Origin of the sequence: Herbaspirillum huttiense, assembly GCF_004367745.1 — a bacterium.
Classification (GTDB): Bacteria; Pseudomonadota; Gammaproteobacteria; order Burkholderiales; family Burkholderiaceae_D; genus Herbaspirillum; species Herbaspirillum huttiense.
Genome location: NZ_CP037993.1, coordinates 3,073,819 through 3,097,403, shown reverse-complemented (window position 1 = coordinate 3,097,403; position 23,585 = coordinate 3,073,819). Strand labels below are relative to the sequence as shown.

Sequence of the window (23,585 nt, the reverse complement as noted above, 5' to 3'; positions counted from 1 at the left end):
ACATTGTGACGCCCCTGTTATCGATATAATCGTGAAAATCGAATGAATCTATTGATAGGATCTATAGATGATCCCTTCACAATTGCGCGCTTTCCTGGCCGTCGCACGCCATCGCGGTTTTTCGGCCGCTGCCCGGGCGCTGGGCGTGAGCCAGCCCACGCTGACCACCCAGGTGCAATCGCTGGAGCGTGAGCACAACGTGGAACTGTTCTTCCGGCGCGGGCGACGTGTCGATCTTTCCGAGACCGCCCAGCGCCTGCTGCCGATCGCCCAGAACATCGCGGAGCTGGAGCTCGATGCCCTGAACCTGCTGGTCAATTCGGGCGCGCTGCACGTGGGCCATCTGCGCATCGGCGCGGTCGGCCCGTTTCACGTGATCGAGATGGTCGATGCCTATCGCGCCCGTTATCCGCAGGTGGAGCTGTCGATCAAACTGGGCAACTCCGCGCAATCCCTGGCTGACCTCGAAAACTACGTGACCGACGTGGCGGTGCTGGCCAGTTTCACTGACGACGCGCGCTTTCATGCGCTGCCCTACGCCGACCATGCGGTGGTGCTGTTCGCCCATCACAGTCATCCTTTCTACCAGCGCGAAGCGGTCTCCCTGGCCGAGCTGGACCAGCAGCCCATGCTCATGCGCGAGCAGGGATCCACCACCCGCCTGGCGCTGGAAAAAGCCATGCAGCAGGCCGGTGCAAGCCCACGGATCGTGATGGAAATCGGCAGCCGTGAAGCCTTGCGCGAAGCAGTCGCACGGGGGCTGGGCCTGGGGGCGGTTTCCGAGGCAGAATTCATTGCGGATGAACGTTTCCGCATGGTGCGCATCGAGGGCGATCCGGTCAGCACCCACACCTATGTCTATTGCCTGGCCGAACGCAGGGAGGGGCGGCTGGTCGGCTCCTTCATGAAGAGCGCCCAGCGCAACGCTGGCAACTGAGGCAACTGGCACTTTGGCTTATCATTACGGACTGTTCATTTCTGACCAGGAAGCCCTACCGTGATCAAGCATATCGTCATGTGGAAACTGAAGGACCATGCAGAAGGGGCTGACAAGGCCACCAACCTGCTCAAGATGAAGGCCCTGCTGGACAGCTGTGCCAACGTGGTGCCCGGCATCCTGAAGTTCGAAGCTGTGCTGGCCCAGCCGGGCCTGGAAGCGACCTGCGATGTAGTGCTCTATTCCGAATTTGCCTCGCGCGAAGCGCTGGACGCCTATCAGGAGCATCCGGACCACGTGGCCATCAAGCCCTTCATCGGTGCCGTGCGCGAAGCGCGCCAGTGTATGGATTACGAAATTTGAGGCCGGCATGAGTCTGTCCGTTACTGACATCTTCCCGCAGGGGAATCCGTATCTGGAAGCACTGGGCGTGGAGGTGCTGGAATACGGCAATGACCGCGCCGTCATGGCACTGAAGCTCAAGCCCGAGTTCATGAACAGCTGGCATGTGGCCCAGGGTGGCATCAGCATGACCTTGCTGGACGTTGCCATGGGCCTGTCGGCCCGCGCCGGCGCTCCCGATGCCAAATCCTCCGCGACCGTCGAGATGAGCACCAGTTTCCTGCAGCCGGCCGGGCACGCAGGGGACACCATCATCGCGCGCGGCCACACTTATCACCGCTCCACCACCATGTGCTTCTGCCAGGCCGAACTGTTCAACGGCGATCGCCTGGTGGCCAAGGCCATGGGCACCTTCAAGCTGATTCGCCGCCTGGATATCTCGCGCAAGCTGGATCAGGAGTGAGCGGAGCACGCTGTTCTTTTTTTGCAGGAAGTCCACCATGAAAATCACCACCGGCAGCTGGGAGCAGCTGCGTGCGCAGGCCCAGCCGATTCGCTTCGAGGTCTTTGTCGATGAACAGAAGGTACCCGCCGAGATCGAGCTCGATGAGATGGACCCGCATTGCGTACACGCCGTGGCCTATGACGATGCTGGCCAGCCGCTGGCGACCGGCCGCTTGCTGCCGGACGGGCACATCGGCCGCATGGCCGTGCGCAAGGCCGGGCGCGGCCAAGGCGTGGGCGGCGCCGTCTTGCAGGCCTTGATTGCCGCGGCTCGTGCACGCGGTGACGCCGAAGTCATCCTCAATGCCCAGGTGCATGCCGAGGGCTTCTACCAGCGCCATGGTTTCGCCCGCGAGGGTGAGCAATTCATGGAAGCCGGCATCCCCCACATCACCATGCGCGCGCGACTGCAAGGGTCGGCCGCTTGATCGTCCTGCTCAAGCTTGCGAGGCCGACGGCGGCATTGCCGGACGGCTCTCGTCCAGTCTGAAGTAGCACAGCTGGGCGGTCAGTTCGCGCGCCCGTTCGGCCACCAGTTCCGCAGTGGTGGCCAGTTCCTCGGAGGCGGCGGCGTTGCGCTGGGTGGTGTCATTGAGCTGCATCACCGCCGAACCGATTTCCTGCACCCCTTCCTCCTGCAGGCGCGCCGAGAGCGTGATCTGGTTGATCTGCTGTGAGGCTTCGCGGATGCCGTTGAGCGTACCGGCGGCCAGGCGCTGGCTGGTGGCCTCGGCCAATTCCACGCTTTGCTGGGCAATCACGCTGATCTCCTGCGCGCTGCCCTGGCTGCGCTCGGCCAGCTTGCGGATTTCAGCCGCCACGACGGAGAATCCGCGCCCGTGTTCTCCCGCGCGCGCCGCCTCGATGGCGGCGTTCAAGGCCAGCAGATTGGTCTGGTAGGCGATGTCGTCGATCACCCCGACCTGGCGCGCGATGCCGCGCATGGCCGCCACCGTGCTCTGGACGGCCGCGCCGCTCTGGTCGGCATCGGCAGCAGCGTTCAGGGCGATCTGGTCGGTGCGGCGGGCATGTTCTCCGGTCTGCTGGATGGCCAGGCTGATGTTGCTGATGGCGCTGTGTACTTCTTCCACGGCGGCCGCCTGCTCGTTGGAAGCGCTCGCCAGGTCCTGGGCGGTGGCATTGAGCTGGCGGGCGGAGTCGCCCAGGGCCTGCGTCAGAAGCGTGACGCCGCGCAGGATGTCGGTGAGCCGTTCGCGCATGCCTTGCATCGCGTATAGCAGGCTGCTGCGGTCCCGGCGGCGCAGGGTGACCGCCACGCCCAGATTGCCTTCGGCGATCTGATGCACGATGTGGGCGGCGTAATCCGGCTCTCCACCGAGCTGGCGGCGCAGGCTGATCATGATCCACAGCGCAATGGACACGCCGATGGCCAGCGCCAGTCCGGCGATCTGCAGGTTGTGGGTGCGCAGTTGCCGATAGTCCTGCAACGCCGCCTCATAAGAGGTGCGCGTAAAACTTTCCTGCAACTGGCCCAGGGTGGCCAGCTGCGTCGCCAGGCCGGCCAGCTCGCTGGTCAGCGGGGTCCAGCGGCGGTTGGCCTGCAGCGGCTCGTTGCTGCGCAACAGGTCCAGCACCACGGCGCGCTCGGCAACGTAGCGCCGCCAGCTCTGCTCGAAGCGTTCCGCCTCGGTCTGTTCCTGGGGCTCCAGCCGCGTCGCCCGGTAAGCTTGCCAGCCTTGCTCGAAGGTCGCATCCAGCGCGGGGATGCGCTCCAGCAGGGGCTTGATGCGATCGCTGCTGGTACCGTTGCTGTCGTCTATGGCGGGGGCGGGCAGGTTGGCCATCATCAGGGCGCGGCCCATGACGTCGCGGTTCAGGTAGAGCGCATCGCGCACCCGGGCAATGTGGATCAGCGCCATGGTGCGGTCTTCATAGACGTAGCGCAGCTTGTCGTTGCTGGACGCCATGCCCTGTATGTCGCGCCAGGCCAGCAGGACTACGCTGCCGCACAGTACCGCCACCAGGATCGCCAGGCGGGCGGTGACCGTCAGTTTTCGTTGCACGATGTTTTCCTTGTAAGTGCCGACTGCATCCGGAGAAAAAATGAACCGTTCAGTCCGGCACAGAATATAGCGAATTTTGTTGCTATGCAGAATGAAGAATAAAGCAGTTTGCGTGCCTCTTTAGTGACGCTATGTGGTTTCCCACAATACCCGCCCGGAAATGACTGCGAGATACTTGCGGCCGAACCGGGGAGGGGGAGTTCTCCCGGACAAACAATAAGTACCCGCCAGAACGGACGACGATCCGACAACGGCAGGCGGCAGGTCTCCACGGACCCGCCGGTCATCCATGTTTCAAGGAGAAAGCACTATGTCGGCGCAAAAACCGCCCCTTTACAAGTCCCTGTATTTCCAGGTCCTGTGTGCCATCGTGATCGGTATCGCGCTGGGCCACTTCTATCCGTCTACCGGTGAAGCCATGAAGCCGCTGGGTGATGGCTTCGTCAAGTTGATCAAGATGATCATCGCGCCGGTCATCTTCTGTACCGTCGTCATCGGCATCGCCGGCATGGAAGACATGAAGAAGGTCGGCAAAACCGGCGGCCTGGCCCTGCTGTATTTCGAAATCGTCAGCACCGTGGCACTGATCATCGGCCTGTTGCTGGTGAACTTCCTGCAACCGGGCGTGGGCATGAACGTCGATCCGGCTTCGCTGGATACCAAGAGCATCGCCGCCTACACCGCCCCGGGCAAGATGGGTTCGGTGACCGACTTCGTGCTGGGCATCATCCCCACCAGCATGGTGGACGCCTTTGCCAAGGGTGACGTGCTGCAGGTGTTGCTGGTGGCAGTGCTGTTCGGCTTCGCGCTGCACAAGTTCGGTGGCCGCGGCACGCTGGTGTTCGATTTCATCGAAAAGATCTCGCACGTGCTGTTCTCGGTGGTGGGCGCGATCATGAAGGTGGCCCCGATCGGTGCCTTCGGCGCGATGTCCTTCACCATCGGCAAGTACGGCGTGGGTTCGCTGTTCTCGCTGGCCAAGCTGATGGGCACCTTCTACCTGACCTGCCTGCTGTTCATCTTCGTAGTGCTGGGCATCATCACCCGCCTGCACGGCTTCTCGATCTGGAAGTTCGTCAAGTACATCAAGGAAGAACTGCTGATCGTGCTGGGTACCTCGTCCTCGGAATCGGTGTTGCCGCGCATGCTGGCCAAGATGGAAAACGCCGGTGCCAAGAAGACCGTGGTCGGCCTGGTGATCCCGACGGGTTACTCCTTCAACCTGGACGGCACCGCGATCTACCTGACCATGGCGGCCGTGTTCATCGCCCAGGCGACCAACACCCCCATGACCTTCGTGCAGGAACTGACGCTCCTGGGCGTGCTGCTGCTGACCTCCAAGGGAGCAGCCGGTATTACGGGTTCGGGCTTCATCGTGCTGGCGGCGACGCTGTCGGCCGTGGGCCACGTGCCGGTGGCCGGTCTGGCGCTGATCCTGGGTATCGACCGCTTCATGTCGGAAGCTCGCGCACTGACCAACACCATCGGCAACGGCGTGGCCACCCTGGTGGTCGCCAAGTGGAGCGGTGAACTGGACAGCGAACGCCTGACCAAGGTCTTGAACAATGAGACCGTGGAAGACGCACAAGCACCTGAAGCCGTCCTGGATCGTACCGAAGCCAAGATGCATCACTAAGCAGGGAGGCGGGAAGCACTCCCGCACCCATTGCCTCGTCGGCCCCATCCTCGCGTCTTGGTTGACGTGGCGATGGGGCCGATGTTTTTGGGAGCAGCTTGTTGATGGACAATACGCGGCGGGCAATGAGGGAACCGGCCACGTGGTTTCAGAGGACGGCGCGATAGGCCCAGAGCGCCTTGACGGTCTGCACCAGCCCTTGGCGCAACAGGATATCGAGATAGGTCTCCACTTCGATCGGTGGATTTTTCAATCTGGCTCGCTGTTGTTGCGCGGCTGTCGTGACTGCTGCGGCATCCAGGTCCATGAGGTTATGGACGAATTCGTCGGGATGTTGCGGTTCGATGCCGTAGGGGGCGAGTGCCTTGGGCGGAAAGTCGCGCGCGTTGAACGTCACGATCACGCTTGCTCCGCATCGGATGGCTGCCGCCAGTACGTGTCGGTCATCGGCATCGGGGAGGGACAGGCCCGGTATCAAGTCTTCATATCCTTCCACCAGGCTGTCTGGAATAGCGCGGTCCATCAGGTCGGACGTCCGGTCCAACTGGGCTTTTGCCAGGTCGGGACGATTGATCAGCAGATTTCGTTTCCATTCGTCGTGAATGGCCCTGCTCCAGCGCGCGCGAAAGCACCCCGAGAGCCCGAGGCACATGAGGAAGTCCCGCAAGGCGGCAGGATAGAGAACGCATGCATCGTAGAGGGCTGTAAAGGGGGAATGCCTCATTCGTATCCCATTCCCAATTCCTGGGCCTGTTGCGCGAGTTCGTCCAGGGCTTCTGTGCTGATTCGTCGGCGCTCTTGCTTGTAGCGCATCAGGTCGGCAAATTTCACGCGCCGATGCTTGCCTGCGCGATGGAATGGGATCAGGCCCTCTTCCAGCAGCTTGACGAAATGTGGGCGCGAGACGTTGAGCAGGTCCGCCGCTTCTTGTGTGGTCAGCTCGGCGTGTACCGGGACCACGTTGACCGCATTTCCGTCAGCCAGCTCGGCAAGGATCTGCACCAGCAGGCGCAAGGCCGACGTGGGCAGTTCGATGGCGTGCGGGCGGTTGTGTTCATCGAAGATCTGGATGCGCTGGGTATCGAGCTTGGTGCTCAGATAGGCGGCCAGTGCGCGCTGGCCTTTGACGGCGATCTCGACTTCCTTGGCGGCGGGGAGGGACATGTTGGAGGTAGCAGACATGGTCATGAAGGGTCTCGGCAGAAAAGATGATCTGGACTGGTCTGAGTATCATATTCGAAACATTCGAAAATCGAAATAAACGAAAAGATAATCCTTGCGACTATCTTGTCCGTCCGTATCTTCAAGGCCGCACCGCCTGCATCACGAAATCCACAAACGCCCGCACCCGCGCCGACAGATGGCGATTATGCGGATACAGGATGGAGAAACGCCGGGTACGATGCCCGGCCGACTGCAGTACTTCCACCAGCTCGCCCCGTTGCATGGCGGCTTGCGCGATGAAGTGATAGATCTGGAACAGGCCCCCGCCCGCAATGGCCCAGTTGACGCAGCCCAGTACGTCGTCATGGATGCGCTGCCGGCTCCGGAAATGAAAATCCATGTCGCGCCCTTGTCCGTCCTTGAAGATCCACGGCATCGCGCGTCCGGTACTGGGCAGGATGAACTGGATGCAGTCGTGCTGTTTCAGCGCTTCCACGCTGTCGGGCGTGCCGCGCCGGGCCAGATAGGAGGGGGACGCAAAGACGCCCAGCGTGGCATCCTCCAGCGTGTGCGCGATCAGCCGCGAATCCTGGGGCACGCCCAGGCGGATGGCCAGGTCATAGCCCTCTTCGACGAAATCGATGACGCGGTTCGCAATGCTCAATTCCACCTCGATCTGCGGAAACGCCGCCTGGAAACGCGGCAGCAACGGCAACAGCCGATAGTGTGCATAAGGCGTCCCGACGCTGATGCGCAGCGGGCCGCTGGGCACTTTCTGCTGGCCGGTGAGGATGCGTTCGGCCTCGGCGATCTGTTCCAGCGCCTGGCGGCACTGCTCGTGATACAGCTCGCCCTCGCGGGTCAGCCGGATCTGGCGCGTGGTCCGGGCGAACAGCCGTACGCCCAGACGAGCTTCCAGCCGGCTGATGGAACGGCTCACCGAGGCCGGCGTCAGGCCCAGCGCCTCGGCGGCGGCCGTGAAGCTGCCCAGTTCGGCGGCTTTGCAGAACAGTTCGATGCTGCCTAACTGGACGGGATCGAAGTTGCGCATTTGTTCAATGATGTAATGAATGAATTGAGAGGAATGGAGTTTATCTTTGTTTGTGATGGGAATACAGTGATCGGCAGTCTGGCAATGCCGCTTTGCTGCAGATGCCGTCCCTCCCTCGTGAAGAAAGGAACACCATGAAGAAGCCCAACATCCTGATGATCGTCACCTCCAGCAGCCGCATGGGTGACACCGACAAGCCCACCGGCCTGTGGGCCGAAGAACTGGCAGCCCCGTACTACGCCCTGGTGGATGCCGGTGCCTCGGTCGTCATCGCCTCCACCGCCGGTGGCAAGGCCCCGATCGACCCGGGCAGCGTCAAGCCGCAAGGCCAGAACGATGCCATCGTCGAACGCATGCTGGCCGATGCGGAACTGCAGCAGCGCATCGCGGCCACGCGTGCGCTGGGCGAGATCGAAGTCGGCGCGTTTGATGCGGTGTTCTTCCCCGGCGGCCATGGCACCATGTGGGACCTGCCCACCGATGCCAACGTCAAGAAGACCGTCGAGAGCGCCTATGCCGCCGGCAAGTTCATTGCTTCAGTCTGCCACGGTGCCGCTGGCCTGGTGTCGGCCGTGAAGGCCGATGGCAAGCCGATGGTGGCTGGCAAGCGTGTCAATTCCTTCACAGATGCCGAAGAGCGCGAAGTGGGACTGGCCGAGGTCGTGCCCTTCCTGCTGGAGAGCCGTCTGCGTGAACTGGGTGCCGTCTTTGAGGGGACCGACAACTGGCAGGTGTTTGCCATCCGTGACGGCCAGCTGATCACCGGCCAGAATCCGCAGTCTTCCGAGCGCGTGGCTGAAATGTTGTTGGAAGCGCTGGAACTGGGTGCCTGATTTTTCCTGTAGTCTGCTGGTTGAAAGGCTCGTCCCATGCGGGGCGGGCCTTTATTTTTCCGTGCCGACGATGCCCTTGACGAACCAGCGCTGCGCCGCCACCACGAACACGGCGGGGATCACGATGGCCACCAGGGCCGCCGCCATCAGCAGGTTCCACTGCGGCATCTGCCCGCTTTCCACCGGCAGGAAGCTGGCCAGCGCGAGGGTGATGGTGCGCATCTGGTCATGGCTGGTGATGACCAGGGGCCACATGTAGTCTTTCCAGGTATTGATGAAGACGATGGATCCCAGCGCCGCAAAATTGGTCTTCGACAGCGGCAGGAGGATATCTACGTAGAAGCGCCACGGCCCGGTCCCGTCGATGCGCGCCGCTTCCACCAGCTCGGGCGGGATGGTGCGGTAGAACTGCAGAAACAGGAAGGTTCCCGTGGCGGACGCCACCAACGGCAAGGACAGGCCTGCATAGGTATTGATCAGGCTGATCGACGGCACCGCATGCTGTCCGCTCAGGCCCAGCGCCTGCAAGAGGCTGCGCAGCGGTTCGAACAAGTCGGAGGCCGCTGCATAGGTCGGGACGATGCGTACTTCCAGCGGCAGCAGCAGGGCACTGAACAGCAAGACCAGGATCAGGCCCCGGCAGCGCGGCTGGAAGTAGGTCACTGCAAAAGCCGTGACCGAGGACAGCAGCAGCTTGCCGGTCACCACCAGGGCTGCCACCAGCAGACTGTTGAAGAGATGGCGCCACAGGTCGATGCGCTGCGCCACTTCGCGCAGATTGTCCGGCAGCGCGGTGCCTGGCATGAGCGGCATGCCCTGGCTGATCCACTGCTGGCTGGAGACGCTGGCCGAGCACAGGATCAGGTACAGCGGCCCCAAGGCCAGCACTACGCCCAGCCCCAGGATGCAGTAGGCCAGCGCGGTCATGCGCGGATGGCGCTCTACCATCGTCCTGCTCCCTGGCGGAAGAAGCGCAGCTGCAACACCGTGAGCGCCACGATGAACAGCATCAGGATCACCGACAAGGCCGATGAGCCCGAGAGGTCCAGCCCGATGAAGCCATCCGAATAGATCTGATAGGCCAGGATCGCCGTGCTGCGGCCGGGTCCGCCTTGGGTCAGTGCGTCCACCAGCCCGAAGCCGTGGGTAAAGGCCTCGATCACGTTCAGGACACCGGCCAGCAGCAGTGCCGGTGCGATCATCGGCAACTGGATATCCACGAAGCGCCGCCACGGGCCAGCCCCATCGATGGCGGCGGCTCCCGTCAGATCGGCGGGAATCCGCTGCAAGGCGGCAGAAAACAGGATGAAGTTCAGCGGCACCTGGGTCCAGGCGAAGGCCGCGATCAGTACCAGCATGGCTTGCTGGCCAGCCAGATGGGGGGCCCACAGGCCCGGCCAGAGGTGGTTGAGAAAAGCCAGCAAACCGGTAACCGGATTGATCAAGACCTTCAGCACGATACCGACCACTACCCCGGCCACGGCATAGGGCCAGATGAAGATGCTGCGCAGCAGGCGCTTGGCGCGCACATCCAGTTCCAGGCAGGCCGCCAGTGCGAGGGCGATGGTCACGGCCAGCAGGGTACTGCCGGCCGTGAAGACCAGCGTGGCGCGCAGGGAGGCATAGAAGCCGTCATCGGTGAGGATGCGCAGGTAGTTGTCCAGTCCGACGAAGTGCGAACCGTTGCCGAAGGGACGTACCAGATAGAAGGACCAGGCGATCGCCTTGACGGCCGGCCACAGGAAGAACAGAAACACGATCAGCATCTGCGGCGCGGCCAGCAGCAGGGGGAACCAGCGGGCAGGGAAGGCGGGGCGGGTATCCATGATGTGTGCTAGCGCTGCGGTGCAGGGGAATCGGCGGGGGCATAGGTGAGGCGGAAACGCTGCAGCAAGGCATCTCCCCGGCGGCGCGCCTTGGCCAGGGCACTCGCCATGTCCTGCTGGCCGGCCAGTGCGGTCTGCACCTGCTCGGTCCAGGCCAGCCGCAGCTGCGGGAAGAAGCCCAGGCGCGGTCCGACTCCTGGCTGGCCAGCGTTCGCATCCAGCGAATGAATGCCCGCCACCACCGAGGCCGGATAGTGCCCCGCGTCGTCCATGATCTGGGCTGCCACCTGGCGGGTAACGGGCAGATAACCGGTCTGCCGCACCAGCAGACGCTGGTTCTGCGGTTGCTGCAGATAAGCGATGAAGGCCGCCACGGCCGCATAGACCTGGTCGTCAAATCCCTTCATCACCCACAGCGAGGCGCCGCCGGGTACGCTGTTGTGGCGCGCGCTCCCGGCATGCACCGGCAGCGGCAGTACTGCCAGTCCAGGCAGGCCGCTGCGCGCCACGGCATGCCAGGCGCTGGTGGAGTCGAGCAGCATGGCGCATTCCCCGGTAGTGAAGGCCAGGGTATGACGCCCGGTGCGGGTGGCGGCGGCTTCCACCAGCAGATGCTGTTGATGCCAGCGCTGTACCTGCTGCATGAAGCGCAGATGCAGTCCCTGGTCGAACAGATAGTGGGTGGCCAGGCTCCGGTGGCCGTTGTCTTGGTCGGCCAGCGGTGCGCCCTCGATGGTGCTGACCTGCTCCAGCAGGATCCAGGGATTGAAGTCGCTCACCAGCGGACAGGTCTGGCCAGCCGCGCGCAACTGCCGTGCGGCCTGCTCCAGTTCACTCCAGGTGGCGGGCAAGGTGTTGATGCCGGCCTGCTGCAGCCTGGAAGTGTTCAGGTACAGAACAGCGGTGGAGACATTGAAGGGCAGGGAATCAAACTGCCCCTTGGCATCGGTGTAATAGCTGCGGATCGCGGGCAGGTAATCCTGCCAGTCCACGTGGTAGCCATGTGCGGCCATCAACTGGTGGACCGGCACGATGGCTCCGCTCAGCATCATGTCCAGCGTGCCTACATCGTAGATTTCCACCAGCGCAGGTTGTTGCGCGGCGCGATAGGCGGCTATGGTCTTCTGCATGGTCTGCTCGTAGGAGCCGGGCGTGACACAACGTACCTGATGCTGCTTTTGTGCGGCATTGAAGCCGGCGCATAGTTGCCGCACGGCCTGGGCCATGGGACCGCTGTGGCTGCTCCAGAATTCGAAGTTGGCCGACTGCGCGCGCGGCACCGCCAAGACCAGCAGCAATGCCATGCAGAGCCGGAAGAGAGTGAGGCGGCAGCGTGCGCGGCCTTGACGGGCAGGATGTTTCACATGACCGGGCGGGTACTGTCGCGGATCACCAGGTGCGTCGAGAACATCTTCTGCACCAGGGCCGCCTGGGCGGCGGCCGCATCACCGGACTGGTTGCGCTGCTCCTGGCGCAGCTCGATGCGTTCCAGCAGCAGCTTCACGGCAAACTCGCACATCTCCAGCATGGGCGCGTCCACGCTGGTGAGGGACGGGATGCTGAAGTCGGCATAGCGCATGTTGTCGAAGCCCACCACGCTGATCTCTTGCGGCACCTTCACGCCAAGGTCGTAGAGCGCCTTGAGCGCGCCCAGCGCCATGCGGTCATTGCCGAGGAAGATGGCGTCCGGACGCTCGGACTGGTGACAGAGCTGGGCGGCTGCGCGATAGCCGCTCTCCAGAGACCAGTCACCGGTGACCAACCATTCCGGGCGCGGCGTCAGGCCACATTTTTCCAGTCCGTCGAGATAACCGAAATAGCGTGCTTCGCTGGAAGTGGGCACGCCTTCTTCGCGCGATTTTCCTTGTTCGTGATCCTTTTGCGGCCCGGTGACCAGGGCGATGCGGCGGCAGCCGGTGCGATAGAGGTGTTCGACCACGGCCAGCCCGGCCTGCCGGTCCGATTGCACGACGTGGTGACAAGCCGGGTCGGCCATGCCATAGACCACGCAGGGGTAGCCCAGCCGATGCAATTCATTCACCACCGGATTGCCGGCGCGATTGACCATGGCAATCATGCCGTCGATGCGTCCGGCCAGGAACAGGTCGCGCACATAGACCAGCGAGGCTTCGTCTTCGCGCATCAGATTGCGTTGCAGGAGCGTATAGCCGGCGCGATCGGCTGCGCGGGTGAGGGTCTGCACCACGTTGTGATAGTGGGTGTCCTGGGTGCGCTCGGAGCGTTCGTCGTAGGACGAACCATTGAACATCACGCAGGCCAGCGTGCGCGTGGAAATGTTGCGCAGCGAGCGGGCGGCCACGTTGGGGATGAAATTGAGCGAATCGATGGCCGCTTGCACCAGCTCGCGCGTCCTCGGGGCGACTTTCTCCGGGTGGTTCAGCACCAGCGAGACGGTCTGGAAACTGACACCGGCCGCCTTGGCGACATCCTTGATGGTGAGGCGACTCATGAACGGGGCGGTTGGCGCAAGCGCAGCGAGGAGGGGGAGGGGCGGAGCAGGCAAGTCATGTCAGGTCGGCGTCGGGTTGCAGCGGCGCAAGAGCGTGCCGCGCTGCGCAATCATATATGACGCCATGCACAACCGGACCGGCTCTCCGCCAAAAATGTTTTTGCGACAAGGGCATCGGATGTAATCACGAGGTCACAAATCTTCGAGAAAATACGAGTCTATTAGAACGTTCTAATGTAAAGCAACTGAAATAAAGTTGCTAAAAAAGAATAATGGCAGGGGCTTATAGTAAAGACTGCCATTTTTTTCTTTCTGAAATTAGAACGTTCTATAAATGATAGCCCGCTTCGCATCCCGCCGCCGTGGCTGATCCGGATGCGCACGCCTTCTCGCCACGACTTGATTTTCAGGGGAATACCATGTCTTACCGCAGTGGAAGTCCGCAATACCGACGTTTGTCTTTGATGAGCCTGGCGATGCTGTCGGTGTTGCCGCTACTGGCGCGGGCAGCCGATGACGCCGCCCCGCCTGCTGCCACGGCCCAGGCCGATGGCGTGCCGGCAGCCCAGGATGGGAGCGTCAAGCGCCTCGACAGCGTGGTGGTCACGCGCAAGCGCAGCCAGACCAGTGCGGCGGTGGCCGGCAAGCAGGTGGAAGAGCGTGTGATGGACAGCGTGACCCGCGAGCAGGTGGAGCGCCTGCCGGATTCCACGGTGACCGATGTGGTCAAGCGCGTGGCTGGCGTATCGGTCAGTTTCAACCCGGATAATGTGAACGGTCGGGACAAGGCCCAGTTCATCGCCATTCGCGGTCTCGATGGCAGCTACAACAACGTCACCATGAACGGCGCGCCACTGGCCTCGGTCGACCAGACTACCCGCAGCGCCCGTACCAACATGCTGCCGGCCTCGATGGTCAAGGAAGTGCAGGTCTTCAAGACCTGGACACCGGACATGGATCCCAATGCGGTCGGCGGCTCGGTCAACATCGTCAGCCGCAGCGCTTTCGATAACGGCGGCAAACCCATGTTCAGCGCCACCGGTGCCCTCGGCCATGCCGGCGGCAGCGGCAAGGTAGCCTCGGGCGCGGAGGGTCTGGCCAAGAAGTCGGATGTCACCTTCAGCAACACCTTTGGTCCGGACAATCGTTTCGGCTACGTGATCTCGGCCAATTTCGAGAAGGAAAACACGGTCTCCATCGGTCACATGACCACCGACAACATCTTCTACAACTATTACAACGCCAACGGCAGCATCGCCAATCCGGCGGCATCCGGCGGGCCCAACACCGGCAACGGTTTCCCGGTGCCGCAGCAGTTCAAGTACTGGCAGCACCTCAAGAACAGCGAGACCAGCGGCTTCAATGCCAAGCTGGAAGGGCGCTTCACCCCGGATGTCTACGGCTTCCTGGGCTTTGGCTACAACAGCGATTCCACCCACATCCTGCGCAATGAAACCTTCATCGACGACAGCCGCAGCACCGGCAACAATCCGGTCCTGAACCAGACCGCCACCAGCGGGCAGTTCGCGCGCGGCGAGGCCGAAGCCGGCTATGCTGCCTCCACCATCAAGCGCACCACCTCGGCCCTGCAGGGCGGTCTGGACTGGAAGCTGGACGACAGCCAGGTGCTCTCGCTGCGTTCTTCCTACTCGCAAGCCCAGCACCGCGAGCCGCGCGAGCGGGCCAAGTACATCTTCGCCAACTTCGCCTATCCGGGTGCGGGATCGGCACCGGTCCTGAGCGGCACCAATGCGCTCGGCATGAGCTACAACACATCCGGTTTCGAGCCTTCGGTTGCATTGAACAATCCTTCCAACTTCACCAACCTGAACAACTGGCAGGCCTATTACTGGGACACGCAAATGGTCAGCATCGATGATCAGGTCGGCGACGTGAAGCTGGATTACCGCTGGAACATGGACCAGGATGCCCGTGGCCTGGGTGCGGGCGTGGGCGTCGATTATCGCCGCCTGGAGCACAGCTATGACTCTGTGGTCAACCAGTACAACCCGACTTCCGGTGGCCTGACGCTGGCGGGCAACGGTTCGGTATCCGGCACCATCATGCCCTACAGCGGCGGCTTGCCCTTCATCCTGGTCAACGGTGCCCAGGCCTGGCAGCAGTTCGCGGCCAACCAGGGACAGATCGCCGCCAGCAGCGCCAACAGTGTCAACAGCCTGCAGAGCAATTACTCGCACAGTGAACAGACCGCGGCTCTGTATGCGATGGGGGCCTACCGCACCGATCGCTGGAGCGCATTGTTTGGGCTGCGCCAGGACAATACGAATCTTTCCACCACCGGCAATGTGCGCAACGTCAGCAATGGCAGCACCACCTGGGTGTCGCAGACCAAGGATTCCAGTTACAACTATCTGCTGCCGGCAGCGTCGCTGGTCTTCAGCGCCACCGATGCCGTCAAGCTGAAGCTGGCGGCGAGCCAGACCATCGGCCGTCCCAACTACGATGCCTATGCGCCCAACACCACGATCAGCCAGAACACCGATGGCTCGGTCACCGTGACCCAGGGCAATCCGGACATCAAGCCGCGCGAATCGACCAACCTCGATGCCTCGGCCGAGTGGTACCTGCCCAATTCCAGCCTGGTGTCGCTGGCGGTGTTCAACAAGAAGATCAAGAACGAGATCTACACCCTTTCCAGCCAGGGCACTCTGTTCTACAACGGCGCGACCCGTGCGGCCTCGATCACCCAGCCGGTCAATGCCTCCAGCTCGCGTATCAACGGCGTGGAACTGAGTTACGTGCAGAGTTCGCTGGGCTGGATCAGCCCGGCCCTGCAAGGCCTGGGCTTCAGCGCAAACCTGAGTTTCCTGGATGGCCGGCTCAACGCCGCCACCAGCAGTGGCGGTACGCGCACCATCCAGAACCTGGTCAACCAGCCCGACCAGATCCGCAACCTTACCGTGTTCTACAACTACCAGAAGCTGGATCTTTCGGCCGCCTACAACTGGACCGGCCGCAGCCTGCGCCTGGTCGACGCCAGCCTGCCCAGCCAGGATGTCTACTGGCAGGCCCGCAAGCAGATCGACCTGCAGGCCCGTTACGACCTGGGCGGTGGCTGGCGCGCCTTTGCCGAGGTGGCCAACCTGACCAATTCGCCGGTGACCAGCGTCACTGGTCCCAACAAGGACCAGCTCAAGGACACCTTCTCCATGGGCCGGATGATCTGGCTCGGAGTGAACTACAGCCCCAAGAACCTGTGATGCATTGTTTTGTTTGACTCACCCTTTGTACCTCCCCCCTGTAAGGAAACGCCATGTCCAATCTTGAACAACTCCTGGAACTGAGCCGCCAATCGATGGGCATCATTCCCGTCCTGGCCCTGTTGCTGCTGGTCGTGCTGGCCGTCTCGGTCGAGCGCTTCATCTTCTTTGCCCGCTGCCTGCCGTCGGGCAAGCAGATCGACCAGGCGCTGCTGCGCGCCGATCACCGCAGCGACGCCGCCTTGCAGGAGATCGCCCAGCGCTATCGCAACACGGTCTTCGGCCCGACCCTGCATGCGGCCGTGGAGTCGCGTGCACTGGCCTCGGGCGAGGCCATGGATCGTTACATCGACGAGGCCATCGTACGGACCATGCCCGAACTGGACCGCGCACTGTGGCTGCTGGGTGCGGCCATTACGCTGGGCCCGCTGATCGGCCTGCTCGGTACCATCATCGGCATCACCGAATCCTTCAACGTGCTGGGCACCGCCGGCAGCAGCAGCGGGGCGGTCACCAACGGGATCGGCCACTCCTTGCTGGCCACGGGCTGTGGCTTGCTGGTGGCCATCGCCGGGGTGGCGGCCAATAGTTACTTCTCCAAGCGAGTGCGCCTGGCGCTGCTGGAGCTGGATCTGATCAAGCTGGTCTTCATCAAGCAGCACTGTCTGCTGGAAGAATCCATCGTGGTGCGTCAGGCCGGAGAGTCGCCAGCCGCCGGGCAGGGCAAGCCCGTCATCAAGCGCGCCGCCGAGGTCGTCTATGCCGGAGCCGCATCATGAGCCGCACCCGCTACCTGCAGTCGGATGAGCCGCATATCGAGATCATCCCGATGATCGACATCATGATGTTCCTGCTCATTTTCTTCATGGTGACGATGCTCAAGATGATCGATGTGAGCGGACTCAAGATCAACGTTCCGCAAGCCGCCAGTGCCGCCACGCTGCCCAGCAAGTCGCTCACCATCGTGGTGGACAAGACGGGGGCCATGTTCTTCGAAGGCAAGCCGGTCGAGCATGATGCGCTGGTTGACCAACTGAAAGAGCGCGCCCGGACCGCCAAGCTGGAAGTGCTGGTGGCGGGCGACAAGGATGTATCGCTGGAAAACCTGCTGCACGTGATGGATGTGGCCCGCGCTGCCGGGGTCGAAGACATCGGCATTGCGGCCAAGCATTGAGGTGGATATGCGTCATTCCATGACCCTGCCGCGGTCCGCCGCGCCGTCATCTTCCTGGCAGGATCAGCCACCCGCCGTACCCGCCGGCAGCGCCCTGCGCTGGCCGCTGGCGGTCGGCGTGGCGGTGGCGGTCGAATGCGCCATCGTGCTGCTGGCCTGGCCCAAGGCACAGGTGCCCGAACCTCCACCCGAACCGGTCAAGGTGATGAAGCTGGTGAGCATTGCCGAGGCACCGCCGTTGCCTGCGCCCACACCGCCGACACCGGTACCTCCGACGCCCAGGCCGCGGCCCAAACCGGTCCCGCCCAAGCCAGCGCCCACGCCGAAGCCGGCTCCGGTGGTGCCCGCACCGAGCGCACCGTCTCAGGAGGCGCCGGCCCCGGTGTCTCCCAGTCAGCCTGCCCCTGCTGCCGCTGCGCCCAGTACGCCGCCGGCACCGGCGGCGCCTGCGCCCAAGGCCCAGCCCGGCGAGGTACGGCGCGGTCTGGTACCGCTGAAGCGGGTTGAGCCGGACTACCCGCCTAAAGCCCTGGCCAGCAATACCGAAGGTGTGGTGGTGGCCCACCTGACCATCGAGAAGGATGGCTCGGTCAGCGCCGTGCAGATCGTGCGCGCGCAGCCGCCCAAGCTGTTCGACCAGGCCGCGACCAAGGCGTTGATGCAATGGAAGTTCTCACGCACCGATGAGCCGGTGCTGGGTGAGGTCGAACTGCGCTTCAGTCTGAACTGAGCGTAACAATACGAAGATTGCGAGATTCGCCGATGAACAGAAAATCCCCCGGCCGCCGCCATTTCCTCAAGAATGCTGCCCGCACCGGCAGCGCGGCGCTGGCACTGACGGCCTTGCCAGCCAGCATCCGCAAGGCGCTGGCAGTGGCCCCCTCGTCACCGACCGGCACCATCAAGGATGTGAAACACGTGGTGATCCTGATGCAGGAGAACCGGTCCTTCGATCATTATTTCGGCTGCTTGAAGGGCGTGCGCGGCTTCGCTGATCCTATCCCGCGTCCCTTGCCGGACGGCAGTCCGGTGTTCCACCAGCGCGATCCGCAGGGCCGGCTGGTGCTGCCGTATCGCATGGAGATGGCCACCACCAGTGCCGGGCGCGCCGGCGGCAATCTGCCGCATGCCTGGAAGGATCAGCACGCGGCCTGGAACCGCGGCGACTATGACAAGTGGATCGAGGCCAAGAAGGACACCGTGACCATGGCCTACTTCACGCGCGAAGACCTGCCTTTCCACTACGCGCTGGCCGATGCCTTCACCATTTGCGATGCCTATCACTGCTCGGTGCTGGGGTCGACCAATCCCAATCGCTTTCACATGATGAGCGGCGGCATCGACCTGCAGGGCAGGGCAGGTGGACCCATGACCTTCCAGCCGCGTACCGGCAGCTGGTCCGGGGTGCCGGGCGAGCGCCGCAACGGTGCCGACAGCTTCCGCTGGACCACCTATCCGGAGCGGCTGGAGCAGCATGGCGTGTCGTGGAAGGTGTATCAGGGGACCGATGACCTGCACAAGGACCACGGCGACTATCCGAGCGACTTCAACGTGCTGCAGTATTTTTTCGCGCAGTACCAGAATGCCGCGCCCGATTCGCCGTTGTGGCAGAAGGCCTGCAGCAAGTTCACGCTGGCCGACCTGGCGCGTGATGTCAACGGCGGCACGCTACCGCAGGTATCCTGGCTGATGCCGCCCAAGCTCAGTTGCGAGCATCCTGACCGCACTCCCGGCTACGGCGCGCATTACATCAGCCAGGTGCTGGACATCCTCACCGCCAATCCGGCGCTGTGGAGCAGCACCGTACTGCTGGTGAACTACGACGAGAACGATGGCTTCTTCGACCACGTGGCACCGCCCACGCCGCCGCTGCATGCGGGGCAGGGGCAGTCCACGGTAGAGGTCAGCGGCGAATTCCATCGGCTGGGCGACTACGTCAACCCGGCCGATGACCTGCCCGCCGGGCTGGGGGCACGGGTGCCGATGATGGTGATCTCGCCCTGGTCCAAGGGCGGCTATGTGTGCTCGGAAGTGTTCGACCATACCTCGGTCATCCGTTTCCTGGAGCAGATCTTCGATGTGCACGAACCCAACATCAGCCCATGGCGGCGCGCGGTGTGCGGGGATCTGACCTCGGCCTTCGATTTCAGTCGCCGCGACGTGGCCAGTCCGGTCTTGCCCGACACCTCGGCCTATCGCGCGCTGTCGGATGCGCAGGCCCGCCTGCCCGCACCCGTTGCGCCTGCCAGTCCGATGATGCCGCAGCAGGAGCGCGGCATGCGGCCGGCGCGGGCCTTGCCGTATGTGCTGGCGGTGGATGACCGGCCGCTGCCACAAGGGGGCGCTCTGCAGCTGGAGTTCCTCAACCCCGGCAAGGCGGGTGTGGTCTATCAGGTGTATGCCCGTCAGGAGAGCGAACGCTACCAGACCTTCACCGTACAGCCGGGCAAGGCACTGACGACGCAATGGCGCGGCGTCGGGCCGGCGGGCGTCTACGACCTGAAGGTGTACGGCCCCAACGGTTTCCTGCGCGAGCTGCGCGGCAGCCTGGACGCTGGCGGTGATGCCGGGCCGGTAGTGCAGGTGCGCCATGACGGCGAGCGTGGCGAGCTGGTACTGGCCTTGTCCAATCCGGGTGCGCAAGCCGTGCGCCTGGTGCTGCGGGATCAGGCCTACGGGCAGCCTGCGCGTACGGCTGCGCTGGCACCGGGGCAGTCGGCCACGCTGCGATGGCCGCTGCAAAACAGTCACCACTGGTACGACCTGCTGGTCCAGAGCGAGGACAGGCCGGGTTTTGCGCGCCGCCTGGCGGGCCATGTGGAGACCGGGCGTCCGTCCTTCTTCGTCACCTAGTCATTTCTTCATGGGTCATTTCAGGACAGTCCATTTTTACATTCATTCATCTACCAGGAAGTTTTCATGCATTCTCTTGGCCGTTTTCTCCTCACCTGTACCTTTTGCCTGCTCATGGATCAAGCTCTCGCACAAGCAGCACCCCTTGCCTGGCGTCAGTCGGCGCTGACCACCGCGACCGGCCCGGTGCTGGTGTCCTCGCACCGCAGCTGCTGGACTGAAACCTCGGAGAATTCGCTCGATGGCATCCGTCGCTGCATCGCCGAAGGCATCGATATCGGAGAAATCGATGTCCGCACCACGCGCGATGGCGCGTTGGTGCTGATGCACGATGAGACCGTGGATCGTACGACCAACGGACATGGTGCGGTGGCCGACCTCACGCTGGCCGAGATTCAGGCCCTGCGGCTGTATGCGCGCGGCGGTGGCAAAGGCGCGTCCCTGACCGCGCGCCGGGTGCCTACGCTGCAAGAAGCGCTGGCTGCGGCGCGCGGGCGCATCCTGCTCAATCTGGATGTGAAGGCGGCGGACATCGGGCCGATGGTGGCGGCGATCCTGGAGACGGATACTGCGCGCGACGTGCTGCTGAACATCAATGCGGGTGTCGATGCACAGCAGGTGTCCTGGGCGCGTTCGCTGGGCATTGCCGTGCAGACGCTGTATTTCGATGAAAAGACCGGAGCATCAGCGCGCAGCGGGCAATTGCAAACCATGGCCCGGCAGGAGCCGACGGTGTTGCAGATCATCTTCCGTGATCCTGCCGTGGTCGGTGAGACGGTTCAGGCGATCGGGCGCAGGCCGGTACGCCTGCTGGTCAACACCATGGCGATCGACATCGACAGCGGCCGGCCCATGGATCTTGCCGGACCTTACCTCGATACGGTGGCGGTGGTTCATCCCGAGCAAGTGTGGGGCAAGCTCATCGCCAGCGGGGTGAGCATCATCCAGACTGATGAACCGCAGCGATTGCTGGCCTGGTTGAAGCGCAAGAAGTTGCGTTGAGAGCGGCACCGGGCGGCGGGAGCAATCCCGTTGGCCCGGTATCGCCAGGTATGGACGAAAAAAAAAGCCCACGACCTTGCGGTGTGGGCTTCAATCCAATTCTTTAGGAGGAAATTGGAGGAGACAGGTGCAACTTTACTGCTCCGCACCAAATTCAGCCAATTTATCTTTCGTATATCAGATATTCGATTTGCTTATTTCTCGATGGGCTCATGTGAAGCCGAATCATCACGCCGGGCGTGTGGTTTCACCCTGCAGCCCGTCTTCTGGTGAAGCTTCCTGCACACGTGGTTTGCACGGAATCTTGCAAGCCTTGTCCGTGGCCGGCTCGGCACTATATTGCATTGCCATAGGATCGACCACGTGCTCGGTCAGCACCGGCTCACCGACGATGGGCACGCGCAGCACCGTCGAGCAGCGAGTGCCGTAATCCGGGGAGCGAATGAAGATGGGTGAGAGCATGCGCTCCTTCTCCAGTCCCACTCCAGTATCGGGCAAGCGGCAATCATTGGCGCGGGTGCCATCAGTGAGCATCTCGAAGAAGGTCTCTTCCGGCGCGCCCTGGCACAGCAGGCTGGCGAATTGGGCCTTGGCGCGGGTCAGCTTGGGCCAGGGGGTGTCGAGCAAGGCGTTGGAGACGCCGTAGACGCCATACTCCAAAGGCTGTCCGTTGCGCGGATCCTCCTGCCCCCGGTTGGAATACCACACCATCGTTTCCCGGTTGCCCAGCAGCAGGTTGAAGCCGTTGTAGCGTTGCGCTTGCGGTTCGATCTGGCGCAAGTAGGCTTGCGGATCGAGGTCGCTGGCCAAATAGTCGGCTACCAGTTGCCCGCGTGTGGGCGCATCGGCCCGACGCTCCGAAGGCGCGCGCACATTGGTGAGCGCCGCAAAACGTCCGTCCCGGGTCACGCCCAGCCAGGTACCGCCGCCTTGCAGGTCGCGCCCGGCGTAAATGTGGGGGTGGTCGTTCCACCAGCCGGCATCGGCGGCGGGGCGGGCATAGAACTCGTCCCGGTTGGCCGCCAGGATCAGCGGCATGCCGGGGATCACTTTCCAGGCGAAGATGATCAGGCACATGGCGCGACATCCTCGAAGTGCTCGACGTGGCGTTCGCCGCTGATGAGCGCCGCTGCGCCGGAATCTGCGAGCGCGCGGTCCAGGGTCCGGGTGAAGTCCTCAGCGGAAGCGGGCAGGATGCCCTGGTAGATTTCCATCCAGGTCTGCAAGCCGTCTTGTTCGCCCGGACGCCGCTTGAGCGCGCCGGCGATGCCCAGGCGCGCTTGCAGCATGGCTTGCACGCCCTTGATCTTGCCGAACAGGGTGGTCGCGTGCGCGCTGTCGACCCGATAGTAAATGTAGAGATCCATGGATACGTCCCTATGGCTGCGGTGTGGCTCAGGCGGCGCGCCGCTTACTGCGGATCGGCCAGCTCATAGGGAAGGGCGTGGAAATGCAGGGCCGGGCCATCGGCGGCACCAAGATGGACGGCATCCTCGGCAGCGGCCAGTTTCATTTCCACCAGAGCCAGTGCGTGCTCCGCATCCAGCGCTTCGGCATTGACCACCATGCCGCAGGGCTGCCCGGGATCGGCGGCAGCGAAGACTTCTTGCCCGGCGCGTGCCTCGGCGCTGGCAATGGTGGCCAGCATGGTACGGCGCTTGAGCTTGCCCAGGTACTGGCTGCGCGCCACGATTTCCTGGCCGGGATAGCAGCCCTTCTTGAAGTTGACGCCCCCGATCAGTTCGAAATTGATCATCTGCGGGACAAACTGCTCCTGCGTGGCTTGCACGATCCCCGGCACGCCCGCACGGATCTCCGACAGCCGCCAGGCCAGGCTGGCCGTCGGGGTCAGATGCTGGGCCAGCTTGGGCCAGGCGGCGGTGAGGATGGCGACCGGCGCGATCCACTGGTAGCGCGGGCTCCCGGCAGCATCGGCCAGGCGGATCAGGGTGCCGTGGCTGTTGTCGATCTTGGCGTAGGGGGCCGCCGGCAAGACCGGGAACCACTCAGCGAGGGCATTGGCCGTGGCCGGGCCGACCAGGCCAAGCACGGCACGTTCGGCACTGGCATCGGCCAGTTTTGCCTTGGCACGCATCACGAACATCTGCAAACGCTTCTGGATCGCGGGCTGCAGGCTGCGCGGCAGTTGCAGCCAGATGGCCTGCTCGTCGCGCCATATCAGGAAGGTCGCCAGCAGACGGCCCTTGGGCGAGCAATAGCCGGCCAGGCGGGCCGCACTGCTGTCGAGCTGTTGCACATCATTGGTGAGCTGCCCATGCAGGAAGCTGGCGGCGTCCTCGCCGGTGGCTGTGATCAGGCCCAGGCTGGTGAGCGGGGCCATGAAGCTTTCCAGGCTTTGCGGTGCAGGGGCGGTCGGGCCAAAGCCCGTGATGTCGCCACTCTCGGCGTCGAACTGGGCGCCTTGTTGCGCCAGAAAGTCACGCCAGCCGGAGGGCGAAGAAGTCATGTCTGTCATAAAGGAAATCTTTTACGGATTACGTCTTGCCGGGTCGGTCGGTCCGGCAAATTAGGCAACTGTCGTGCCAGC

Annotated in this window: 23 protein-coding genes; 12 read left to right on the top strand and 11 right to left on the bottom strand. The window is 63.2% G+C overall.

Translation table 11 applies throughout. The features are described 5' to 3' along the window. Positions 1-67: 67 nt before the first annotated feature. Genes E2K99_RS13965 through E2K99_RS13950 form a run of 4 tightly spaced genes read left to right on the top strand, consistent with a single transcriptional unit; the run spans position 68 to position 2,211 of the window. The gene (locus E2K99_RS13965) at positions 68-937 is read left to right on the top strand and encodes a LysR substrate-binding domain-containing protein (RefSeq protein ID WP_134222605.1); all 870 of its coding nucleotides are present in this window, start codon (positions 68-70) and stop codon (positions 935-937) included. 60 nt (positions 938-997) lie between these two features. After that, positions 998-1,300 carry a Dabb family protein gene (locus E2K99_RS13960; protein WP_134222604.1) on the top strand — a complete coding sequence of 101 codons (303 nt, stop codon included), beginning with the start codon at positions 998-1,000 and terminating at the stop codon, positions 1,298-1,300. 7 nt (positions 1,301-1,307) lie between these two features. After that, positions 1,308-1,742 (top strand): PaaI family thioesterase, encoded by a 435-nt coding sequence (locus tag E2K99_RS13955; RefSeq protein ID WP_039787905.1) that lies wholly within the window; start codon positions 1,308-1,310, stop codon positions 1,740-1,742. A 37-nt stretch (positions 1,743-1,779) separates the two neighbouring features. Beyond that, positions 1,780-2,211 carry a GNAT family N-acetyltransferase gene (locus E2K99_RS13950; RefSeq protein ID WP_134222603.1) on the top strand — a complete coding sequence of 144 codons (432 nt, stop codon included), beginning with the start codon at positions 1,780-1,782 and terminating at the stop codon, positions 2,209-2,211. A gap of 9 nt (positions 2,212-2,220) precedes the next feature. On the opposite strand, the gene E2K99_RS13945 is transcribed toward E2K99_RS13950, so the two are convergent. Continuing rightward, positions 2,221-3,807 carry a methyl-accepting chemotaxis protein gene (locus E2K99_RS13945; RefSeq protein WP_134222602.1) on the bottom strand — a complete coding sequence of 529 codons (1,587 nt, stop codon included), beginning with the start codon at positions 3,805-3,807 and terminating at the stop codon, positions 2,221-2,223. Between the two features lie 310 nt (positions 3,808-4,117). Here E2K99_RS13945 and E2K99_RS13940 point away from each other — a divergent pair, with 310 nt between their 5' ends. Further along, the gene (locus E2K99_RS13940) at positions 4,118-5,443 is read left to right on the top strand and encodes a dicarboxylate/amino acid:cation symporter (protein ID WP_121041495.1); all 1,326 of its coding nucleotides are present in this window, start codon (positions 4,118-4,120) and stop codon (positions 5,441-5,443) included. Between the two features lie 148 nt (positions 5,444-5,591). On the opposite strand, the gene E2K99_RS13935 is transcribed toward E2K99_RS13940, so the two are convergent. From E2K99_RS13935 to E2K99_RS13925, 3 genes are all read right to left on the bottom strand, one after another. After that, positions 5,592-6,167, bottom strand: a complete 576-nt coding sequence (locus E2K99_RS13935; protein WP_134222601.1) for a PIN domain-containing protein — start codon at positions 6,165-6,167, stop codon at positions 5,592-5,594. Then, positions 6,164-6,631 carry a helix-turn-helix domain-containing protein gene (locus E2K99_RS13930; protein ID WP_134222600.1) on the bottom strand — a complete coding sequence of 156 codons (468 nt, stop codon included), beginning with the start codon at positions 6,629-6,631 and terminating at the stop codon, positions 6,164-6,166. The genes E2K99_RS13935 and E2K99_RS13930 overlap by 4 nt, the downstream gene beginning before the upstream one ends. 115 nt (positions 6,632-6,746) lie before the next feature. Beyond that, a complete protein-coding gene (locus E2K99_RS13925; RefSeq protein WP_205703676.1) occupies positions 6,747-7,658 on the bottom strand; it encodes a LysR family transcriptional regulator in 912 nt (303 codons plus the stop codon). A 134-nt stretch (positions 7,659-7,792) separates the two neighbouring features. Between E2K99_RS13925 and E2K99_RS13920 the strand changes: the two genes are divergently transcribed. Then, a complete protein-coding gene (locus tag E2K99_RS13920; protein WP_134222598.1) occupies positions 7,793-8,491 on the top strand; it encodes a type 1 glutamine amidotransferase domain-containing protein in 699 nt (232 codons plus the stop codon). Between the two features lie 51 nt (positions 8,492-8,542). On the opposite strand, the gene E2K99_RS13915 is transcribed toward E2K99_RS13920, so the two are convergent. The 4 genes from E2K99_RS13915 to E2K99_RS13900 are packed head-to-tail and all read right to left on the bottom strand — an operon-like array spanning position 8,543 to position 12,787. Continuing rightward, complete coding sequence (locus tag E2K99_RS13915) at positions 8,543-9,439, bottom strand: ABC transporter permease subunit (protein ID WP_134222597.1); 897 nt, start codon at positions 9,437-9,439, stop codon at positions 8,543-8,545. Further along, positions 9,433-10,317, bottom strand: a complete 885-nt coding sequence (locus E2K99_RS13910) for a carbohydrate ABC transporter permease (RefSeq protein WP_134222596.1) — start codon at positions 10,315-10,317, stop codon at positions 9,433-9,435. Before E2K99_RS13910 ends, E2K99_RS13915 begins: the two co-directional genes overlap by 7 nt. Positions 10,318-10,325: 8 nt before the next feature. Next, positions 10,326-11,621 carry an extracellular solute-binding protein gene (locus tag E2K99_RS13905; RefSeq protein ID WP_134222595.1) on the bottom strand — a complete coding sequence of 432 codons (1,296 nt, stop codon included), beginning with the start codon at positions 11,619-11,621 and terminating at the stop codon, positions 10,326-10,328. Positions 11,622-11,677: 56 nt separating this feature from the next. Next, positions 11,678-12,787, bottom strand: a complete 1,110-nt coding sequence (locus E2K99_RS13900) for a LacI family DNA-binding transcriptional regulator (RefSeq protein WP_134222594.1) — start codon at positions 12,785-12,787, stop codon at positions 11,678-11,680. A gap of 419 nt (positions 12,788-13,206) precedes the next feature. Here E2K99_RS13900 and E2K99_RS13895 point away from each other — a divergent pair, with 419 nt between their 5' ends. The 6 genes from E2K99_RS13895 (at position 13,207) to E2K99_RS13870 (ending at position 21,037) form a co-directional block, all read left to right on the top strand. Continuing rightward, positions 13,207-16,008, top strand: coding sequence for a TonB-dependent receptor (locus tag E2K99_RS13895; protein WP_134222593.1), 2,802 nt, complete (start codon positions 13,207-13,209; stop codon positions 16,006-16,008). A 53-nt stretch (positions 16,009-16,061) separates the two neighbouring features. Next, positions 16,062-16,787 carry a MotA/TolQ/ExbB proton channel family protein gene (locus tag E2K99_RS13890; protein ID WP_039787888.1) on the top strand — a complete coding sequence of 242 codons (726 nt, stop codon included), beginning with the start codon at positions 16,062-16,064 and terminating at the stop codon, positions 16,785-16,787. After that, positions 16,784-17,182 (top strand): ExbD/TolR family protein, encoded by a 399-nt coding sequence (locus E2K99_RS13885; RefSeq protein WP_134222592.1) that lies wholly within the window; start codon positions 16,784-16,786, stop codon positions 17,180-17,182. Before E2K99_RS13890 ends, E2K99_RS13885 begins: the two co-directional genes overlap by 4 nt. 19 nt (positions 17,183-17,201) lie before the next feature. After that, the gene (locus E2K99_RS13880) at positions 17,202-17,912 is read left to right on the top strand and encodes an energy transducer TonB (RefSeq protein WP_240733723.1); all 711 of its coding nucleotides are present in this window, start codon (positions 17,202-17,204) and stop codon (positions 17,910-17,912) included. Between the two features lie 32 nt (positions 17,913-17,944). Continuing rightward, complete coding sequence (locus E2K99_RS13875) at positions 17,945-20,035, top strand: phosphocholine-specific phospholipase C (protein ID WP_134222590.1); 2,091 nt, start codon at positions 17,945-17,947, stop codon at positions 20,033-20,035. Between the two features lie 114 nt (positions 20,036-20,149). Next, entirely contained in the window at positions 20,150-21,037 is an 888-nt protein-coding gene (locus tag E2K99_RS13870; RefSeq protein WP_134222589.1) for a glycerophosphodiester phosphodiesterase family protein, read from the top strand. A 228-nt stretch (positions 21,038-21,265) separates the two neighbouring features. Here E2K99_RS13870 and E2K99_RS13865 read toward each other — a convergent pair whose 3' ends face one another. Genes E2K99_RS13865 through ygfZ form a run of 3 tightly spaced genes read right to left on the bottom strand, consistent with a single transcriptional unit; the run spans position 21,266 to position 23,513 of the window. Beyond that, a complete protein-coding gene (locus E2K99_RS13865; RefSeq protein ID WP_134222588.1) occupies positions 21,266-22,114 on the bottom strand; it encodes an NRDE family protein in 849 nt (282 codons plus the stop codon). Next, entirely contained in the window at positions 22,105-22,404 is a 300-nt protein-coding gene (locus tag E2K99_RS13860) for a DUF4936 family protein (protein ID WP_121041467.1), read from the bottom strand. Before E2K99_RS13860 ends, E2K99_RS13865 begins: the two co-directional genes overlap by 10 nt. 44 nt (positions 22,405-22,448) lie before the next feature. Next, positions 22,449-23,513 carry a CAF17-like 4Fe-4S cluster assembly/insertion protein YgfZ gene (ygfZ, locus tag E2K99_RS13855; RefSeq protein WP_134222587.1) on the bottom strand — a complete coding sequence of 355 codons (1,065 nt, stop codon included), beginning with the start codon at positions 23,511-23,513 and terminating at the stop codon, positions 22,449-22,451. Positions 23,514-23,585 lie beyond the last annotated feature (72 nt).

What these genes read in the sequence shown, in the direction of transcription:
- E2K99_RS13965 (WP_134222605.1), top strand. Translation starts at nt 68, where the DNA reads ATGATCCCTTCACAATTGCGCGCTTTCCTGGCCGTCGCACGCCATCGC.
- E2K99_RS13955 (WP_039787905.1), top strand. Translation starts at nt 1,308, where the DNA reads ATGAGTCTGTCCGTTACTGACATCTTCCCGCAGGGGAATCCGTATCTG.
- E2K99_RS13950 (WP_134222603.1), top strand. Translation starts at nt 1,780, where the DNA reads ATGAAAATCACCACCGGCAGCTGGGAGCAGCTGCGTGCGCAGGCCCAG.
- E2K99_RS13940 (WP_121041495.1), top strand. Translation starts at nt 4,118, where the DNA reads ATGTCGGCGCAAAAACCGCCCCTTTACAAGTCCCTGTATTTCCAGGTC.
- E2K99_RS13935 (WP_134222601.1), bottom strand. Translation starts at nt 6,167, where the DNA reads ATGAGGCATTCCCCCTTTACAGCCCTCTACGATGCATGCGTTCTCTAT.
- E2K99_RS13930 (WP_134222600.1), bottom strand. Translation starts at nt 6,631, where the DNA reads ATGACCATGTCTGCTACCTCCAACATGTCCCTCCCCGCCGCCAAGGAA.
- E2K99_RS13925 (WP_205703676.1), bottom strand. Translation starts at nt 7,658, where the DNA reads ATGCGCAACTTCGATCCCGTCCAGTTAGGCAGCATCGAACTGTTCTGC.
- E2K99_RS13920 (WP_134222598.1), top strand. Translation starts at nt 7,793, where the DNA reads ATGAAGAAGCCCAACATCCTGATGATCGTCACCTCCAGCAGCCGCATG.
- E2K99_RS13915 (WP_134222597.1), bottom strand. Translation starts at nt 9,439, where the DNA reads ATGGTAGAGCGCCATCCGCGCATGACCGCGCTGGCCTACTGCATCCTG.
- E2K99_RS13910 (WP_134222596.1), bottom strand. Translation starts at nt 10,317, where the DNA reads ATGGATACCCGCCCCGCCTTCCCTGCCCGCTGGTTCCCCCTGCTGCTG.
- E2K99_RS13905 (WP_134222595.1), bottom strand. Translation starts at nt 11,621, where the DNA reads ATGGCATTGCTGCTGGTCTTGGCGGTGCCGCGCGCGCAGTCGGCCAAC.
- E2K99_RS13900 (WP_134222594.1), bottom strand. Translation starts at nt 12,787, where the DNA reads ATGAGTCGCCTCACCATCAAGGATGTCGCCAAGGCGGCCGGTGTCAGT.
- E2K99_RS13895 (WP_134222593.1), top strand. Translation starts at nt 13,207, where the DNA reads ATGTCTTACCGCAGTGGAAGTCCGCAATACCGACGTTTGTCTTTGATG.
- E2K99_RS13890 (WP_039787888.1), top strand. Translation starts at nt 16,062, where the DNA reads ATGTCCAATCTTGAACAACTCCTGGAACTGAGCCGCCAATCGATGGGC.
- E2K99_RS13885 (WP_134222592.1), top strand. Translation starts at nt 16,784, where the DNA reads ATGAGCCGCACCCGCTACCTGCAGTCGGATGAGCCGCATATCGAGATC.
- E2K99_RS13880 (WP_240733723.1), top strand. Translation starts at nt 17,202, where the DNA reads ATGACCCTGCCGCGGTCCGCCGCGCCGTCATCTTCCTGGCAGGATCAG.
- E2K99_RS13875 (WP_134222590.1), top strand. Translation starts at nt 17,945, where the DNA reads ATGAACAGAAAATCCCCCGGCCGCCGCCATTTCCTCAAGAATGCTGCC.
- E2K99_RS13870 (WP_134222589.1), top strand. Translation starts at nt 20,150, where the DNA reads ATGGATCAAGCTCTCGCACAAGCAGCACCCCTTGCCTGGCGTCAGTCG.
- E2K99_RS13865 (WP_134222588.1), bottom strand. Translation starts at nt 22,114, where the DNA reads ATGTGCCTGATCATCTTCGCCTGGAAAGTGATCCCCGGCATGCCGCTG.
- E2K99_RS13860 (WP_121041467.1), bottom strand. Translation starts at nt 22,404, where the DNA reads ATGGATCTCTACATTTACTATCGGGTCGACAGCGCGCACGCGACCACC.
- ygfZ (WP_134222587.1), bottom strand. Translation starts at nt 23,513, where the DNA reads ATGACAGACATGACTTCTTCGCCCTCCGGCTGGCGTGACTTTCTGGCG.